Genomic DNA, 16,187 nt, shown 5'->3' on the forward strand with positions numbered 1-16,187 from the left:
TGTCGGACATTGATGTTTTGAAAGATTATAAAAAAAATTAGTTCTTGTCATATTCTGATGTGCTAAAGCACTTTTAAAAAAACGAAGAACGATTATTTTTATTTAAGCTTTTAACATTGTAATTTTACAATCTAAACAAATTTAATAAAACCATGTCGAATACTGTAAGATTTGCTATTTCACTTGATCGTGAACTCATGGAAAGCTTCGACCGTGCTATCGATAAGCAAGGTTATGTTAATCGTTCTGAAGCCGTTCGAGATTTAATACGTGACAGCTTAGTTACTCAAGATTGGGATGAAAAGGAAGAAGCTATTGGTACCATAACTTTGGTTTATAATCACCATCGCTATTCGTTATCGGAAGAGCTAAACGACAAACAGCACCAACATCACGGATTGATTATTTCGTCGATGCACCTGCATTTAGACCATGATAATTGCCTAGAGATTATTGCCGTAAAGGGCAAAGGAAATAAAATACGCCAATTAGCCGACTCCTTAATCAGTATAAAAGGTGTGAAACATGGTAAACTAACGCTTACTACGGCTGGAAAGGAGATTTCATAGTTAATCTATTAAACTTACTATGATGAGGATTTTAAAATAAAAAGACCTGATGTTCAAAAAACATGAGGTCTTTTTATTTTCTAGAACAATTTCTTAAATTTTAGAAATTATAACTCACACCTATCGAAAAATTACGTGGTGCAGAGACAGCATAAGATTGCCCATCTGCTGGTCCACCATTATCAAACGCAAAGGTTGAGTAATGCTTATCGAACATGTTGTTTACTTCAACAAAAATCTGTCCACGGTAAGACGAGGTACCAGCGAAGTTATAAAAAAGCTTAGCATCTGTACGGGTATAGCCATCATAATAGAAAAAGTTGTCTATACCGCTGGCCCATTTCCCAACATCTCTAACATTTAAGCGTGCTCCAAAACCTGAATTAAAGGTATAATCTAACGAGGCTGTTGTAATGCTTCTTGGAATATTACTAAGTTCTTTACCCACTATAGATTGAACCTGATTTTTAGTTATTTCGGTTTTAAAATAGGTAAACGATCCATTAAAATTTAAACGTTTTAAAGGTTCTGCTTTAATGCCAAACTCTAATCCGCGACGTTGTGTTTCTCCAGCATTTATAAATATGCCAGAGCCTGGAGCAGTCTCATTAATTTCTTTGGTACTGTTTAATATAAAACCAGTTAAATTTAGGCTTAAACGGTTGTTATGCTCGTATTCTACCCCAGCTTCGTATTGCCAAATTTCAGACGGATCTAAATCTATGTCTTTTTCATAGCGCACAGATCCACCTGGTAATGCGAAACCATTAGAAATATTGGCTCTAAAATCAAAACCTTCAAATAATGTAGAGCGAAAGCCGAACTTTGGACTCACGTGCGATAAATCATTTAACGATTTATCTTCGTTTATGCTACCAGGGTCGAGTATTTCCATATTACCATTGTAAACATCGTAACGAACGCCAATGGTTGGTCTAAAATACGGACTAATATCAAATTCTGCTTGTCCAAAAGCCGAAAACGATTGCAGTTCATAGAGGCGGTTTTGGTTTAGACTATTTCGTACTCTATTACTCGTATTCCATCTTTCATAGTCTGTATATTCGTTATAAAATTCTATACCAGTTATCCAATTTACTTCGGTAGATCCCATAGCGTTTTGTCCATTTAAATTGGCACCTGCTGCATAAACATTTCTAGTGGCAAAATATTCGCTTTGTCCGCCTACATCAACACCAAATTTTGAAAACCGTTGGAAATCTTGTTGTACCGCATAACCAAAAACAAGCAAACGTAAATCATCATTAAAAGAATGGTTTATATCAAGTCGCTCTGAAGCGAAAATTTTACTACCACCATCATTCTCAGCATTTAAAGCTTGATCGTAACGGCGGTTTTTATCGTTAAACTGTTCTGTTGGAATATATCCTGTACCATTCCAATCGCCACTATACCCCATTAGAGTTAAAGCAATATCGGTGTTATCGGTGAGTTGATAACCTACTCGGGCATTTAGATTGCCTTTAAAAAACTTAGAGTTTTCGGTAAAACCATTCGTTCTATAAAGTTGAGCCGCGAAATTGGTTTCTAAGGTTTTCTGTCCAATTTCGATTGGTTTTCCAAGAGCAAATTGCGCATCAAATGTTTCATAAGAACCACCTTTAAGGCTTAAGTCTTGATAGTCGCCACCTTTTCTTGTTTCGAAAGCAAGCGTTCCAGCCATTCCAAAACGGCCAAATAGTGCCGAAGATGGGCCTTTATAAACATCAACTTTACTAATATTTAGTGGGATTATGATGTTTACATCGGCATAGCCATCACTATGGCTTTCCCCTTCATTTAAGGATACACCATCAATTTCTATAGCCGCTTCACCAGAGTGTCCACCACCATTAAAACCACGCAGTACAAACACATCGGCCACACCACCTTGATTATATGCACCAATTTCTACACCTGGTACTTGATTTAAAATTTCAAGTGGATTAGTTAGATGTAACTCCTTAATGCTTTTTAGGTTTACTGTGCTCACCGATTCTGTTCTATTACGTTTTTTTAATCCAGCACCTTTAACAACAATTTCATTTAATTCTAAAGCCGTTTCATAAAGCGTTATGTTTACTGTAGTTGCTTTAGAAGCTTCTACATTGAGCGTTTCTCTACAGGTTTGATACCCTATCGCGGTGGCTTCAATAGTATATTCTCCAGCGGGAATATTAGTGATAACAAAAAGACCGTTTTCATCGGTAAAAGAGCCTTTGTTTGTTCCTAAAACGGCAATACTTACACGATCCATACTCGTGTTTTTTTGTGATACAATTTTTCCATTAATTTCACCCGTTTCCTGTGCGCTAACGGCTAAAATGGATAGAAATGCCGAGAGACATAAAAGTAGTTTTGAAAACTTCATAACAATCTTGTTTTAAATGTTGTGAATAATATTTTTTTAACAATTCGTAATACTTCAAATATAAACGCTAATAATGCTTTAGAAAAGAGAAATTCAATTTATTTTATGTGTTTATTTTTTTTTGAATTTATTTACCAAACGTTCTAAGTTCAATTTTTTACAACGTACCAAGACCTTTTAAACACCAAGAAATTCAATGCATTATGGTATAAAATGGAATATTAATTTACAGCTTAGTTGATAAATGGGGATATAAACAATCCTGTTGGATTAGTTTCTAAAGGTTATTTTTTGGTGAGCTCTTCAAAACTGATTATTCGATCACAGATTCGGTTTAATAAAGGCAATTCATGACTTACTACAAGCATCCCTAATTGGCGTTCTTTAACCACTTGCAATACCGTTTGCCATATTTGCGCTTGGTTAATGGTATCTAGCATGGTGGTCATTTCATCTGCTATTAAGTACTTGGTTTCAGGAGCGATAGTTCGGGCCAAACAAAAACGTTGTAATTCGCCGCCAGATAGTTGAGAAGGGTAGCGCTGTAGCAAATCTTTACTAATACCGAAGGTTTTTAAATCGGTATCACTAAAAGAACCAGATTCGGCTAAAACTTGTTTCATACGCCAGCGTGGGTTTATGGCCTTTTCAGGGTGTTGACCAATGATTTGCACAGGGTTTCTCCCTTTGTGATTATAGGCTAAACCATTCACTAAAACAGTTCCTTTATTTGGTTTTAAGTAGCCTGCAATAACTTTAGCAAAAGAACTTTTACCCGCGCCACTTTTACCGTATAAACCAACTATTTCTCCTGGTTTTAAGACAAAGTTAATTTGATCAAATATCCATCTATCTGGACTATAACGAAAACTTATGTTGTTAATTTCTAGCATAAAAACATCTTACCATGGTGTTATTTACCCATGAGGATTCTGGTTTCTTTTCTCGACAAAGATCGGTAGCTATGGGACAGCGTGGCGAAAATGCACAACCCGAAATCACATCATTAACCCCTGGTTGATGACCTTTTAAAGGTTCAAAATCATTTTCAGGTAAGGCACGCCAAAGCGCTTTGGTGTAGGGGTGTTTTAGGTGTTCACCTTGCCCAGAAAAATCTTCTTTTTTTGCAATTTCAATAGTTTCTCCTGCATAAAAAACAGCAATTCTGTCGGCTATTTTTAAAGCGGCATAGATATCATGGGTAATAAACATCATGCCGCTATTAGTTCTTCCCAGTTGCTTGATATGGCTTAAGGTTTCTTCCCAGTTAGCCTTATCTAAACCAGGAGTAGGCTCATCTGCAATTATTAATTTTGCATCGCTTACCATGGCTGTTGCAATTAAAACACGACGCGCCATGCCTCCAGAAAGCTCAAACGGATAAAGATTACCAGTGCCTTCTGGTAAGCCTAATTTGTAAAAAGCATCTTCTTGAGCCTTTTTTTTATCTTTTTTGTTATGTATGGCGTTTTGTACTTGTTTCCCCGTTTTCATTAAAGGGTCTAGAGCTTTAACCGATTGCGGAATTAATGCAATTTCTTTACCACGAAGCAGGTCTTGTTTGCTTTTTGTTAATGGCTGACCTTCAAAATATACTTTACCTTGAGTTATGGCATTTTCAGGTAAAATACCTAATATGGCATCGGCAAGAAGACTTTTTCCAGAACCACTAGATCCCAAAACAGCAACAATTTCGCCTTCATTAATAGTGAGTTCAAAATTTTTAATAACCGCTACCAACGATTCTTCAAAGCCTTTTTTATACTGGGGAAAGGACAATGAAAAATTTTTGACCTCTAATAGGGGCGTAGTCTCTTCTTTATTAAGGATAGCATTGTTTAACATAATAAAAGAATTAATGTTTTTGTCCTTTAAAAGGATCGAAAACTTTGCGTAAATTACGACCTAAATTATCAAATATACCCACCATAACTAATAACATTAAGCCTGGGAATAATGCCAGCCACCACATGCCTGACGATAAATAACCCATGGCTTCAGAGAGGATAATCCCAATTGCTGGTTCTTCAGAAGGCAATCCAAAACCTAAAAACGTCACACTAGCTTCGTGCAAAATGGCATGCGGAAAGGTTAAAAGAAAACCAATGCTTAACTGCGGAAGCAGGTGCGGGAATATATGGTTTCTAGCAATCCAAAACCACGATTTACCCATGTTCCTAGAAGCCGTAATATATTCGGTGTTTTTAATTTGTATAATCTCTGCTCTTAATAAACGTGACAATCTCGGCCAGTGCGTTAATGCTACAGCGATAATAACACCTTGAAGTCCGCCACCTAACATAAAAGATATAAGTATAAGGGCAACAATGTGTGGTACTCCTAAAAATAAATCAATTAACCAGGTTAAAAAGGCGTCTGCTGTTTTGCTTAAAATAGAGAATAAGCTCAGTATAAGCGAAATCACAGCGCTAAGAAATGCCGCTAATAAGCCCACCCAAAAACTTAAAGTCAAGCCTTTTACAGTACGCGTAAACATATCTCTACCCAGCCAATCTGTGCCAAACAGATGTGACCAAGAGGGCGCACTATTTTGAATATCGAGATTAACAGCAAGGCCAGATTCTCCTATAAAAAAGCCCGAAATAACTAATATCAATAATAATGTAACAGCCAAAAACGAAGTGAGTAAAGCACGTTTTCTGACATTCCATTTTTTGAAATGATTTAAAGTAATGTGTTTAGAAATTTGCTCAGACATGTGATGGTTTTGTTTTCATTCGCGGGTCAATAACAACATATAATAGGTCTGCCAAAAAATTACCAATAAATATAAAAATGACACTAAAGAGTGTGATACCTAGAAGCAACGGTACATCACCACCCAAACCGGCTCTTACAACCGCTTGACCTAAACCGGGATAAGAGAAAACCTGCTCGGTTAATATAGCCCCGCCAAAAAGCTCTCCAAACGAAGCGAAATGCAATGAAATAGCTGGTAAAGAGATGTTTCGCAGTCCGTGTCTCCACAATAATTTTGTACCACTTTCCCCTTTAGCTCTAGCAAAACGTATAAATTCACTATTAAGAACTTCTATTAATTTAGATCGTGTATGCAGAGCTATACTGGCTACACCACCAATACTTAATGTTAAAACGGGTAACACCAAATGTTTTGTTTTATCTAAAAAACTCACCTCTCCAGCTATGCTACCAGCTGGTGCAGCTAGACCTACCGGAAACCAACCAAGCCAAGCAGCAAAAATCATGAGCATTATTAGTCCAAACCAAAAGGAGGGTGTTGAGGCTAAGATGAAAGAAAAACTTTTAATAAAGCGATCAATAAAAGAGTCTTCATTCATACCTGCAAAAATACCGAGTACAAAACCAAAAAAGCCTGATAGTATCCAGGCAATTCCCATTAAAGCTATCGATGCTGAAAAGCGATTTGAAATAATATCAGCAACGGGTTCTCTGTATATTAAGGAGTTTCCTAAATTACCTTGAAGTACGGCTTTACCCCAAAGCATAAATTGCTCAGGTTTAGATTGGTTTAAGCCCCAATACGCTTCAATGTTTTTACGTTGTTCTGGACTAATTTTCGATGCTTCTGCCCCAACGTAAGACCTTACAGGGTCTACTGGAGAGTAGCTTATTAAAGTAAAGGATATGATGCTTATCGCAACGAGTAAGCCCGCTAATTTCGCGATTTTTTTGAGTATAAAAATAATCATTTATGGTGTTTTATTCTTTCCAATGCCAGTTCTCAACAAAATCCATTATTGGCCAATCGTGCTCGTGGGGTTGTAATTTTTGGGGACCAATAACAAGGTTCTCTCGCATGTAAAACAAATGATTTAAATTAACTAACCAAACCCAAGGGGCATCACCTTTATTTGAGAATCCAGTGCTGCCATCCCATTGCGCTTTTTTCCAATACCTATTGGCTTCTTTTTGAGATAGAGCTCCAAGTGCTTTTTCAAAATTAGCATCAACAGCATCGTTCGCGTAAAAATTAGGATTGTTTAGTCCGCGACCTTGCACTTTACTGCTGTACGCATGGTATAATTCTAATGGATTATGACTCCCTAAGCCAAATAGAACAGCGTTGGCGTGCATATGCTCTTCAATTTCATTCCAATTTGTACCTTTAATTTGTATTTTGATGCCAAGTGCCTTCATCATATCTGCAAAGGCAATAGCTAAAGATTGTCTAATCTGTTCGTTAGAAGGGTAGTACAAGGTGAATTCTGCTTTTACGCCGTTTTTCTCACGAATACCATCATCTTTTAGCTTCCAACCTCCGTTTTCTAAAATGTCTTTTGCTTTTTCAAGGTCACCATCATTTTTAATTTCTGTTTCAGGATTCCACCAAGGCAAACCATCAGTTATCGTGTAGGCTGGCGTTCCGTATCCTTTTAAAAGCCCATGAACTAAGGCTTTACGGTCTACACCAATATTCATGGCTTTGCGTATAGCTATATCAGACGTGACGTTGTTTCCTAAAGCTAGACCGTTAAAGGTTTTGCCTTCATTAGGTAGGTAAGGTAGGGCAATACCGCGATTATCGACACTTTGTAAATTAACTAAAGTCATACCATTAATTTTTTCGTCTGCCAAGGTTGGAGATACGGCTGCAATATCCACTTGACCAGATTTTGCAGCAGCAAAGGCGGCATCTGCAGATAAAAATAAAAACACTAATCTTTTAAAATAGGGTGTCTTACCAAAATAATTGGGGTTGGCTTCAATAATAAGTTGTTGCCCTTTATCCCACTGTACAAATTGATAAGGTCCAGACCCTATAGGATTCTCGCTGTAGGTCGCATTATAGGCATGCTTAGGAACAATTCCTAAACTTAATAAATGGTGTATAAAGGTGTAATTTCGCTTTATCAAGCTAAACTTAACGGTAAGTCGATCTGTTTTTTCAACCTTATCAAGATTGGTTAAATCTACTAAAGAAGCACTGTTTTTTGCGGTTTGGAAGGTAAAAACCACATCGTCTGCTGTTAGTGGTTTTCCGTCTGAAAATTGAATGTTATCCCTAAGTTTAACCGTCCATGTTATACCATCGTCACTAATACTATAATGGGTGGCGGCATCGTTTTTAATATTAAAATCTTGATCGTATTTTAATAAGGTACTTTGAAAAATAGGTCTAGCATATTGTCCCCAACCTAGGGTAGGGTCAAACCCAGTTTCGGGCTCACCGCCAATAGCTAAAATTAATTCGTCATTTTGTTGTTTGGTCTCACTTTGGTTGCTGCTATCATTATTTTTACATGAAGTCAAGATCATAAAAAAGACTATAGAAAATAAAAATAGCGATTTTGAAAATCTCATTTTTAGTATGTTTTTAATTGAGAATAAAGCATTTAGGTATTATTTCTTGTGCTTCAAGTATTATTTTAGCAAATATAACTACTTATTTAGAAAATAATCCGCAATCTTAGAATAATATTGTTGCATTTATGAAGCTGTTTTTTAATCCTAAAAATGAGTATCAAAATGATGGTCGTTACTTATAAATTGCTCCCCTTAATCTTCAGAATTGTTGTTTTGTTTTTATGTCGTAATTGATTATGGAGTCGTACCCAAATAAATTAATATTAGAATTTTATAGTGAAAATTCTATCAAATATCGTGTTTACAATCTGTAGGTAATTCATCTTTTCTTATAGCGATGGCATCAACTTAAAATACAATAAACTATGTTGAATTTGTTTATTTACCTTAAACTATCAGTCAAAAGATACCAGAGGTTTTTAGAGTAAATTAGTGGTGTTTTTTCGGTTAAAAAGAATATTTTACGAAAATTATCGACTAAACGCTTGTTTTATTCGATAAAATACATAAATTTGTTTTAAATATAAAATCGTAGATATGAAAATAAAAATTATTTTGATAAGCTTTAGTTTGTTTATGGTCACAGCTTTGGGTTTTGCGCAAAAAAAAAATGCGCCAAAAAGTATTATTAACGGAAATGTTTTTATCAAAAAATATCATACTATTGAAGATCTTGAACGCATGCATAAAGGAGAATTATTAAATTTATATACAGAACGCGTAGAGAGTCTTGTTAAGCTGCTTCCTTACATTGCATTTGCTACTAAGCCAGGGGTTACATTAACTGCTTTGGGAATACCAAACGATAGTAACAATATTAAAATTCTTGATAGAAACCTTGAAGCTACACAGAATTATTTAGAAATAAACGGTCAGTTTCAAAGACAAATTCTACCGTACTCAGATACAAAAAACTTAATTGCGGCTATTTTGTTTTATGAAGAAACCATGAAGTCGTTACATGAGTATAGTGAATTTAATTTAAATTAAAATGGTTATTTGTACTTAATACAAAAGCTATTAGTATCGGGTTAACAATAAAAGTTATGTTATAGTTGATAGCGAAGTTATGTTATAGTTGATAGCGAAGTCAAGAAACTTAACAAAGGTTATAACTTCTAAATTAAAGTTTTAATCAAGATAACAAGCTAAATGTGTTCAGGTTATATCCTGCAGAAATGCTGAGCTTGTATATAAAATCAGGAACTGCTCTGGATTAAATTTTAAAGAGGAACTCGAAGAGCTGAAAAAAAATGAAGAGAGATAAAGTGTTAGATTGCAAAGCTGTCTCTTGCTAGTGATATATAATGCATTGGTCACGTAGAAGTTGATGTTGTGATTAAAAATGATTAAGGACTACAGTATTGAAGCTAAAAACCTTTGTTAGAGACATATTTACGATGAAAAACTAAGAAAACGTACTATAAAACTATTCGATAATAAGGTGTTTTGGAGAGGGGGAAATGGATGTGCGTCATGATATGAGTTATTTGAAGAGAGGTGATGCCATGGAAAAACTACAGTCATTTCGGCTAATTGCATTTATGACTTAAATATTAATGCTGGTTTGCTAATTAAAATATTTAAAAATTCTATACAAGTCAAAGGTGACTTTTATGAGATAAATAGCCACAAATCATGGTGTTTCTTGTATTTAATCGAAATAATTGGTGTTTTGTAGATATTGTTATATATTTGATTGTAACTAAAAAAAAGATAGTTTTTGCCTCAAAATAAATAATCATGAAAAATTTTACTCAATTTCTATTTATATTTCTTTTAATTATTGGAAATGTTTATGGGCAACAGGAAAAAGGAATAATAGGCACTAATAATTGGCTTTACAACTGGACAGAATTTAATCCTAAAGCCATGGAATATGGGGAGCCAACACAAATATTAGCAGGAAGTATTACAGAAGACTTAACCTTATCAAAACGCAATGTGTACTTGTTATCGGGCGATGTTTTTGTAACGAATAACGCTTCACTTACCATAGAACCAGGAACGGTTATTATTGGCGATTTTGCTTCTAAAGCATCCTTAACGATTTCCCAAGGATCAAAAATTATTGCCGAGGGTACAGAAACAGATCCTATAGTGTTTACTTCCAACAGAAGTGTTAAAAAAGCTGGTGATTGGGGTGGTATCATCATTCTTGGTGATGCACCAACAAACAGATTTGGGAGCGGATCGGTGGCCTCATATTACGAGAAATTAAACGCCACTACATTTAACAATTCCAATTTTGGTGGTGAAAACATGGAAAGTAATTCTGGGGTTTTAAAGTATGTTAGAATTGAATATGGCGGAAAACGAATTAAGAATGTGGGATATTTTAATGGGCTTTTGCTTGCAGGCGTTGGTGCAGAAACTGTTTTAGAAAATATAATGGTAAGTCATTGTGCTGGCAATTCTTTTGAAGTTTTAGGGGGTAAAGTGTTTTTGCACCAAGCTGTTTCATACAGATCGAATAGAAATGATTATAGCTTTAACTACGGTACGAGTACTAATTTATCTAATTCTTTAGCCGTGCGCTCGCCTTATGTATCAAATAGTGCTGGTGCAAGATGTTTATTAGTGAAGTCTTATGAAAATAAAGAAGAGGTAGATTTTACCAAACCTGGTACCGTACTTACCGCAAATAATATTACCCTAATTACCGATAGTGATAACATAGAGTCGGATATTGAAAGGGGATTAGTGAAAGAAGCGGTTTATGTAGGTCATAACACAACCGTAGATATTATTAAAAGCGTTATTTCTGGTTTTAATCCGGCAGTTATATTGGAAGATAAAATTAAAGTTAATCAAGAAAATTTGGAGAAAATCAAGTTTAATGATATGTATTTTAATAACTGCAACGGAAATATTTTTGTTGAAAATAATAAAAATAATGACGACCTAGAAAATTGGTATGGAAACCCTGCTTTTCTTAATGTGTATTCTAAAAGTTATCATACTGAAACTTTTATTGATTCTAAAAACAGAAGGCGTCCAGATTATAGATTGCGAATTAATGAAATAATAGCCTCGAACAAAGTTAATAATTAGAAAACGACTGCAAGGTTGAAAACAAGTGGTTGTCTCAGGGTTAAAAATAATAATCCAAGATAGACTACAGTGAGTTTTTTATTAACTCACAATGCTAAACCTAAGTAGCAAGAATGGCTAATGTAAACAAAGCGGTACTAACCATTTAAAAACGTACGTTGCATGAAGAACTTTACGCTCAAGTATTTAACTATCTTTTTTGTGCTTTTTAGTGTTTTAAATAGCAAAGCTCAAATAGATATATATCCGCCAAGTTTGGGTTTTACATCAGCTTGTGCAGGAGAGTTATTTAATGAATACAACGTTAACTTTTCTTTTTCTAATCCTGGAAATCTGGGTGTAAATAATCAATTTATTATTGAACTTTCAGATGCTACAGGAGCCTTCTCAAATCCTACTGTGGTCTATACATCGGCAATCGGGGAGGTGGTATCCTCACCAGCAAACTTAAAATTCTCGATACCTACCAATACCTCAGGAGAGTCTTACCGGGTGAGAATAAAAAGTACAGACCCGGTTGCACAAAGTAATGGCTCTACCTCGTTCCCTGCGTATTATAAAGCTCAAGACACACCATTCACAATAAATAACTTTATCGATACCGGTGTTTATTGTGCTGGAGGAAGTTATTTATTAACAATTGACAATCCTGGAGTGGGAGAAAACGACTCTCCTTTGCAGTATCCATCATTAACTTTTAATTGGTATAAAGAAATTAGTCAAACTACATTCACTTTGGTAGCAACTGGTAATTCTTTGGCTGTTAGTGAGCCAGGGACGTATTTTGCCGAAACCAATTACGGTTCTTGTACTTCGAGCTCCTATTCTAATCGGGTTACGGTTACCGAATTTTCTTCAAATGTAGATTCTTCTATCAGTTCTAGTCTAGGGACTAGCTTTTGTGCTGGTGACGGACCTACAACTCTAAGTGCTATAAATGGTCAAAATTACCAATGGTATAAAGACGGTGTCTTAATTGCTGGGGCAACAAATCAAACTTACGTCACCAGTGAGTCGGGTGTGTTTTCTGTAGATATCGATTTGGGATTTTGTAGTACTAGTGCTTCAATTACCATAGATGGGCTTGATTTTACTAGCAGTATTAATGTGCTGGATCTTACAAATATTGAAGCTAACGAAACTTTAGTAGCTACGGTTACGACAACGGCAGATACACCAGAGTTTAAATGGTATTTAAATGATGTTTTAATTTCCGGTGCCATATCAAACACCTACGAGGTTACTCAGGCTGGAATGTATAAAGTCGAAATTTTACAAACGGTTGGTTGTCTAGCGTCAAAAACATTTCTGTTTGAGGTTACCGTTAACGGTGGAGGTGCAATTGATAATTTTCCAGATGTAGCAAATATTCCGAACGTAATAAGTCCGAATGGCGATGGCATAAATGATACTTGGGTGATTCCTAGGGTTTATGTAAATAATTCAAACACAACTGTTACCATTGTAAACTCGCAAGGTAAAGTTGTATTTGAAACAGACAATTATTTAAATAATTGGCCAGAGAGTCAGTTAGAGTTTAAATCTGTTAACCCTGTTTACTACTACATTATTACAAGTGAAGATGGTCAAACTAAAAAAGGCTCAATAACAGTTGTTAAATAGGTCATATGAAAAAACTACTACTATGTGCAATTTTGTTTTTATCTGTTATTCTTGAGAGTTCATCTCAAGAAAGCGGTGTAGTTGCTTTAGATATACCTTCAAGGAACTCATTAAAGTTCAATAAATACACCATTAACCCGACGTTTAGTTTCGTTAGAGAACAAAATAAATATATCACCTTATATAATAAGAGGCAGTGGATCGATTTTGAGGATGCACCATTAACTTATTTAGTGAGTTATACCGGTAGAATAAAAGAAAATATGGGGATGGGAATTGGTTTGTTTCAGCAAGATTATGGGGTATTAACCACCTTTGGAGGTATTGTAAATTTCGCCTATAATGCGGTGTTAGATACCGATAGTAATTTAACTTTTGGAATAAATTTAGCCTATTATCAAAGCGGAATTAACGACGGCAGAGTAAATGTAAATTTTCCCGACCCCGCCTTAGATAATATTCCATCTAACTCAATAATTACAATTAATCCGGGAATAAATTATGGACTTGCTTTTTTAGATTTTGGAGTGTCCGTAAATAATGCGGTGTCTTATAATTTACTAAATTCTGAAATAATTGAGGAGAACCCAGAGCAAAGCATTCAGCCTCATGTCATGTACACAGGCTATATTAATTCTCGAGGGTTTTTTGACGAGAGTAAATTTTCTGGTTTGTTACAATCTGAATTTAAAAAAGAAGAAACCATATTTTCAGGGCTTGCCATGCTAAGTGTGCCTCGCGGAATATGGGCTCAAGTGGGTTACAATACCTTGTACGGTTTATCTGGAGGATTAGGGTTAAATATTACGAATCAAATCGCAATAGAGTACAATTATGAAAAAGCCATGGGCGAATTATCAAATTTTGGAAGCTCTCATGAAATTACTTTAGCCTATAAATTCGTTAACAAAAAAAGCTACAAATATAGTGGTGACGACGAAGAGGTAACACTGTTTGAAAATAGAAAGGGAAGAAAAGTATTAGCATCCAGTGTTAACCATTCAAAACGCAGTGCCGAACAAAAACAAATTGAAGCCCAAAAAGTAGCTCAGGCTAATAATGAAGCAAAACAATTGGCAGAAAATGCGAAGTTAGAAGAGCAAGAAAACCGAGACGAAGCTAAACTAGAGGCAGAACGATTAGCAAATGAAGAACGCCTCAAGGAAGAAGAAGCTAATAGATTAGCAGCAGAACAGCAAGCTCAACTAGAAGCCGAACGATTAGCAAATGAAGAACGTCTCAAGGAAGAAGAAGCTAATAGATTAGCAACAGAACAACAAGCTAAGATAGAGGCAGAGCAACTGGTCAATCAAGAACCTGCAAAGGAAGAGGAAGACGTTAACATAGGTAGTGAAGCTTTAGACGCTGTTATAATTCCTGTGCCTAAAGACGAAGCCACACAGGAAATAAGAGAGTTGACCAAATTGACAGTAGACACGAAGCTCCAACAACAAAAATTATTATTACAATTAAAAGAAACTGTGGCGAATAAAAATCAAGATCTTAAAGATTTAAAAGAAGAAAACGATTTATTCGAACAAGGTGTTTATTTGGCACCAAAACCATTTAAAAGTATTACGGCAGAAAATGCGAGTATAGAGACTTTAAAGTCTGAAATTGAAGAGGTTATTTCATCTCAAAATAAACAAATAAAAACACTAGAAGATGTCTATATGGTGCGACTTAAAAGTGATGATGTAGACGATGTAAGCAGCAGATTTTACACTAAAACTATAAATAATTTAAGAACCCAACAAAAAGAAGCTATTAGAGCTAAAGACAATTTGATTTCAGATTTAGATAAAATTAACGCTAAAATAGAGGTCGAAAGAAAAAGAAGAATTAGACGTGCAGTTTACAACAACGAACAAGATCGCTATTTAAAAGATCGCGCAGCATTAAATCAGATTAAACAATTTACACCATTATCTTCAAGTGAATTAACTGAAGAAGATTTTGACTCTGGAGATGTAGGACGTGCTAAGATTGAGATTGTCAAGGGAGTAAGAAATGCTGAAAACGGCTTCTACGTTATTGTTGCGGCACATACAGATGTGGAAAAAAGAGATGCCTTTTTAAGAAATGCAGTGGCTGCGGGACAGGATAAAATCGATTTCTTTTATGATGTTAATTCGAGTAAATATTATATTTATTATGAGAAATTTGAGAGTATTCAAGAGGCTATAACGGCGATGGAATTAAAAGGAACCGAACCTTATAATGCTAAAATGTCAATCGTTAAAATTGAAAATTAGTAAAAGAAAAAGGACAGTTGTTAGTTCAAAACCTAAAGCATATAAATAGTTTCGGTTGAGATAAATCATACGGTGTAAATCGACATAAAAAACAGTGTTGCTTTTATTTAAAAGTAATGCTGTTTTTGTTTCTCACTGTTTTTGTTGTTTTAAATGACCTCAAACGCTATTGTAGTCGTTAAAATGTTGGTTTTTAACGATTAAAAACATAAAAATTAACATCTTATTATGAAAGTATCAAAATATTTACGATATTGTTACCGTTTAAAAACATTAAAAATCGATGAAGTGTATTAGTTAGAGCCTTATTAACAGCATTAAGACTTGAAATTAACCTACTTTTTCAGTTTTTTGAATCATAATCTTAGCATCGGTCGCCTATGAAAAAAATTACTTATTCTAATAATTTACACATAGCCACATACCTCTTAATAGCTTTTCAGGTTATTTATAAAGAGGTTGTAATCTTTGTTATTTGGCTTTGTCGATATCTTAAAGATCTTAATATTTTCATATCAAATAAGCTTACTAAAGAAGGTGTCGACCATAAGCTTGACGCTAATACGACACACTACAACAAGAGATCTGGAAAGCTTTTCGCTGTATTCAGATCAAGTCTTGTTGGGTTAGGCTTTGCAAATCCTTTGTATTACATCATTAATCAGATCATTTTATTTCGTGGAATAAATCCTAGAGTGTTAGAGCGCCCTTGTGATTACGGCCTTAGTGCCAATTGAATTTAAGTCTAAAAACGATGACTTAGTTATGACGAGTAGTTTAAAAGATTTGTTCATAAAAATTTACAATAAAAAATAAAATACTAGTTTAAAAACATTATTTATCGGTAAAACGCTTAAAATATGACAATTCTTAATGAAATAATGAAAAAATTCATCATCTTTATACAGTTTAAGAACTTAAAAATCTGTTAAAATGTATTTAACGCTGGTTTTAACGGCGTTACACGCATTTATGGTTTTAAATAAGTTACTAAACATCCCAAATTAA

Annotated in this window: 11 protein-coding genes; 5 read left to right on the forward strand and 6 right to left on the reverse strand. The window is 34.8% G+C overall.

Annotation, left to right across the window (positions count from 1 at the left end; all coding sequences use genetic code 11):
• Positions 1-152: 152 nt before the first annotated feature.
• Entirely contained in the window at positions 153-569 is a 417-nt protein-coding gene (gene nikR, locus FEZ18_RS13265; RefSeq protein WP_153268761.1) for a nickel-responsive transcriptional regulator NikR, read from the forward strand.
• 100 nt (positions 570-669) lie between these two features.
• Here nikR and FEZ18_RS13270 read toward each other — a convergent pair whose 3' ends face one another.
• The 6 genes from FEZ18_RS13270 to FEZ18_RS13295 all read right to left on the reverse strand — a co-directional run bounded on the left by FEZ18_RS13270 (position 670) and on the right by FEZ18_RS13295 (position 8,244).
• The gene (locus FEZ18_RS13270; RefSeq protein ID WP_153268762.1) at positions 670-2,940 is read right to left on the reverse strand and encodes a TonB-dependent receptor; all 2,271 of its coding nucleotides are present in this window, start codon (positions 2,938-2,940) and stop codon (positions 670-672) included.
• 284 nt (positions 2,941-3,224) lie between these two features.
• Positions 3,225-3,833: an ABC transporter ATP-binding protein gene (locus FEZ18_RS13275; protein WP_153268763.1), complete on the reverse strand. Its 609-nt coding sequence runs from the start codon at positions 3,831-3,833 to the stop codon at positions 3,225-3,227.
• The gene (locus FEZ18_RS13280; protein ID WP_228122765.1) at positions 3,820-4,719 is read right to left on the reverse strand and encodes an ABC transporter ATP-binding protein; all 900 of its coding nucleotides are present in this window, start codon (positions 4,717-4,719) and stop codon (positions 3,820-3,822) included. The genes FEZ18_RS13275 and FEZ18_RS13280 overlap by 14 nt, the downstream gene beginning before the upstream one ends.
• Before the next feature lie 76 nt (positions 4,720-4,795).
• Positions 4,796-5,659, reverse strand: coding sequence for an ABC transporter permease (locus tag FEZ18_RS13285; RefSeq protein WP_153268765.1), 864 nt, complete (start codon positions 5,657-5,659; stop codon positions 4,796-4,798).
• Positions 5,652-6,632 carry an ABC transporter permease gene (locus tag FEZ18_RS13290; RefSeq protein WP_153268766.1) on the reverse strand — a complete coding sequence of 327 codons (981 nt, stop codon included), beginning with the start codon at positions 6,630-6,632 and terminating at the stop codon, positions 5,652-5,654. Before FEZ18_RS13290 ends, FEZ18_RS13285 begins: the two co-directional genes overlap by 8 nt.
• Before the next feature lie 10 nt (positions 6,633-6,642).
• On the reverse strand, positions 6,643-8,244 hold the full coding sequence (locus FEZ18_RS13295; RefSeq protein WP_153268767.1) for an ABC transporter substrate-binding protein: 1,602 nt from the start codon (positions 8,242-8,244) through the stop codon (positions 6,643-6,645).
• 540 nt (positions 8,245-8,784) lie between these two features.
• Here FEZ18_RS13295 and FEZ18_RS13300 point away from each other — a divergent pair.
• The 4 genes from FEZ18_RS13300 (at position 8,785) to FEZ18_RS13315 (ending at position 15,179) form a co-directional block, all read left to right on the forward strand.
• On the forward strand, positions 8,785-9,237 hold the full coding sequence (locus tag FEZ18_RS13300; protein WP_153268768.1) for a hypothetical protein: 453 nt from the start codon (positions 8,785-8,787) through the stop codon (positions 9,235-9,237).
• A 753-nt stretch (positions 9,238-9,990) separates the two neighbouring features.
• A complete protein-coding gene (locus FEZ18_RS13305; protein ID WP_153268769.1) occupies positions 9,991-11,301 on the forward strand; it encodes a hypothetical protein in 1,311 nt (436 codons plus the stop codon).
• A 162-nt stretch (positions 11,302-11,463) separates the two neighbouring features.
• Positions 11,464-12,924, forward strand: a complete 1,461-nt coding sequence (locus tag FEZ18_RS13310) for a gliding motility-associated C-terminal domain-containing protein (RefSeq protein ID WP_153268770.1) — start codon at positions 11,464-11,466, stop codon at positions 12,922-12,924.
• A gap of 5 nt (positions 12,925-12,929) precedes the next feature.
• Positions 12,930-15,179, forward strand: coding sequence for a PorP/SprF family type IX secretion system membrane protein (locus FEZ18_RS13315; RefSeq protein ID WP_153268771.1), 2,250 nt, complete (start codon positions 12,930-12,932; stop codon positions 15,177-15,179).
• Positions 15,180-16,187: the final 1,008 nt, after the last annotated feature.

This window comes from Oceanihabitans sp. IOP_32 (assembly GCF_009498295.1).
In the GTDB taxonomy this organism is placed as follows: Bacteria; Bacteroidota; Bacteroidia; order Flavobacteriales; family Flavobacteriaceae; genus Wocania; species Wocania indica.

Coding starts and splice junctions, on each gene's coding strand:
- FEZ18_RS13275 (WP_153268763.1), bottom strand. CDS start 3,833: ATGCTAGAAATTAACAACATAAGTTTTCGTTATAGTCCAGATAGATGG.
- FEZ18_RS13305 (WP_153268769.1), top strand. CDS start 9,991: ATGAAAAATTTTACTCAATTTCTATTTATATTTCTTTTAATTATTGGA.
- FEZ18_RS13295 (WP_153268767.1), bottom strand. CDS start 8,244: ATGAGATTTTCAAAATCGCTATTTTTATTTTCTATAGTCTTTTTTATG.
- FEZ18_RS13290 (WP_153268766.1), bottom strand. CDS start 6,632: ATGATTATTTTTATACTCAAAAAAATCGCGAAATTAGCGGGCTTACTC.
- FEZ18_RS13300 (WP_153268768.1), top strand. CDS start 8,785: ATGAAAATAAAAATTATTTTGATAAGCTTTAGTTTGTTTATGGTCACA.
- FEZ18_RS13285 (WP_153268765.1), bottom strand. CDS start 5,659: ATGTCTGAGCAAATTTCTAAACACATTACTTTAAATCATTTCAAAAAA.
- FEZ18_RS13270 (WP_153268762.1), bottom strand. CDS start 2,940: ATGAAGTTTTCAAAACTACTTTTATGTCTCTCGGCATTTCTATCCATT.
- nikR (WP_153268761.1), top strand. CDS start 153: ATGTCGAATACTGTAAGATTTGCTATTTCACTTGATCGTGAACTCATG.
- FEZ18_RS13310 (WP_153268770.1), top strand. CDS start 11,464: ATGAAGAACTTTACGCTCAAGTATTTAACTATCTTTTTTGTGCTTTTT.
- FEZ18_RS13315 (WP_153268771.1), top strand. CDS start 12,930: ATGAAAAAACTACTACTATGTGCAATTTTGTTTTTATCTGTTATTCTT.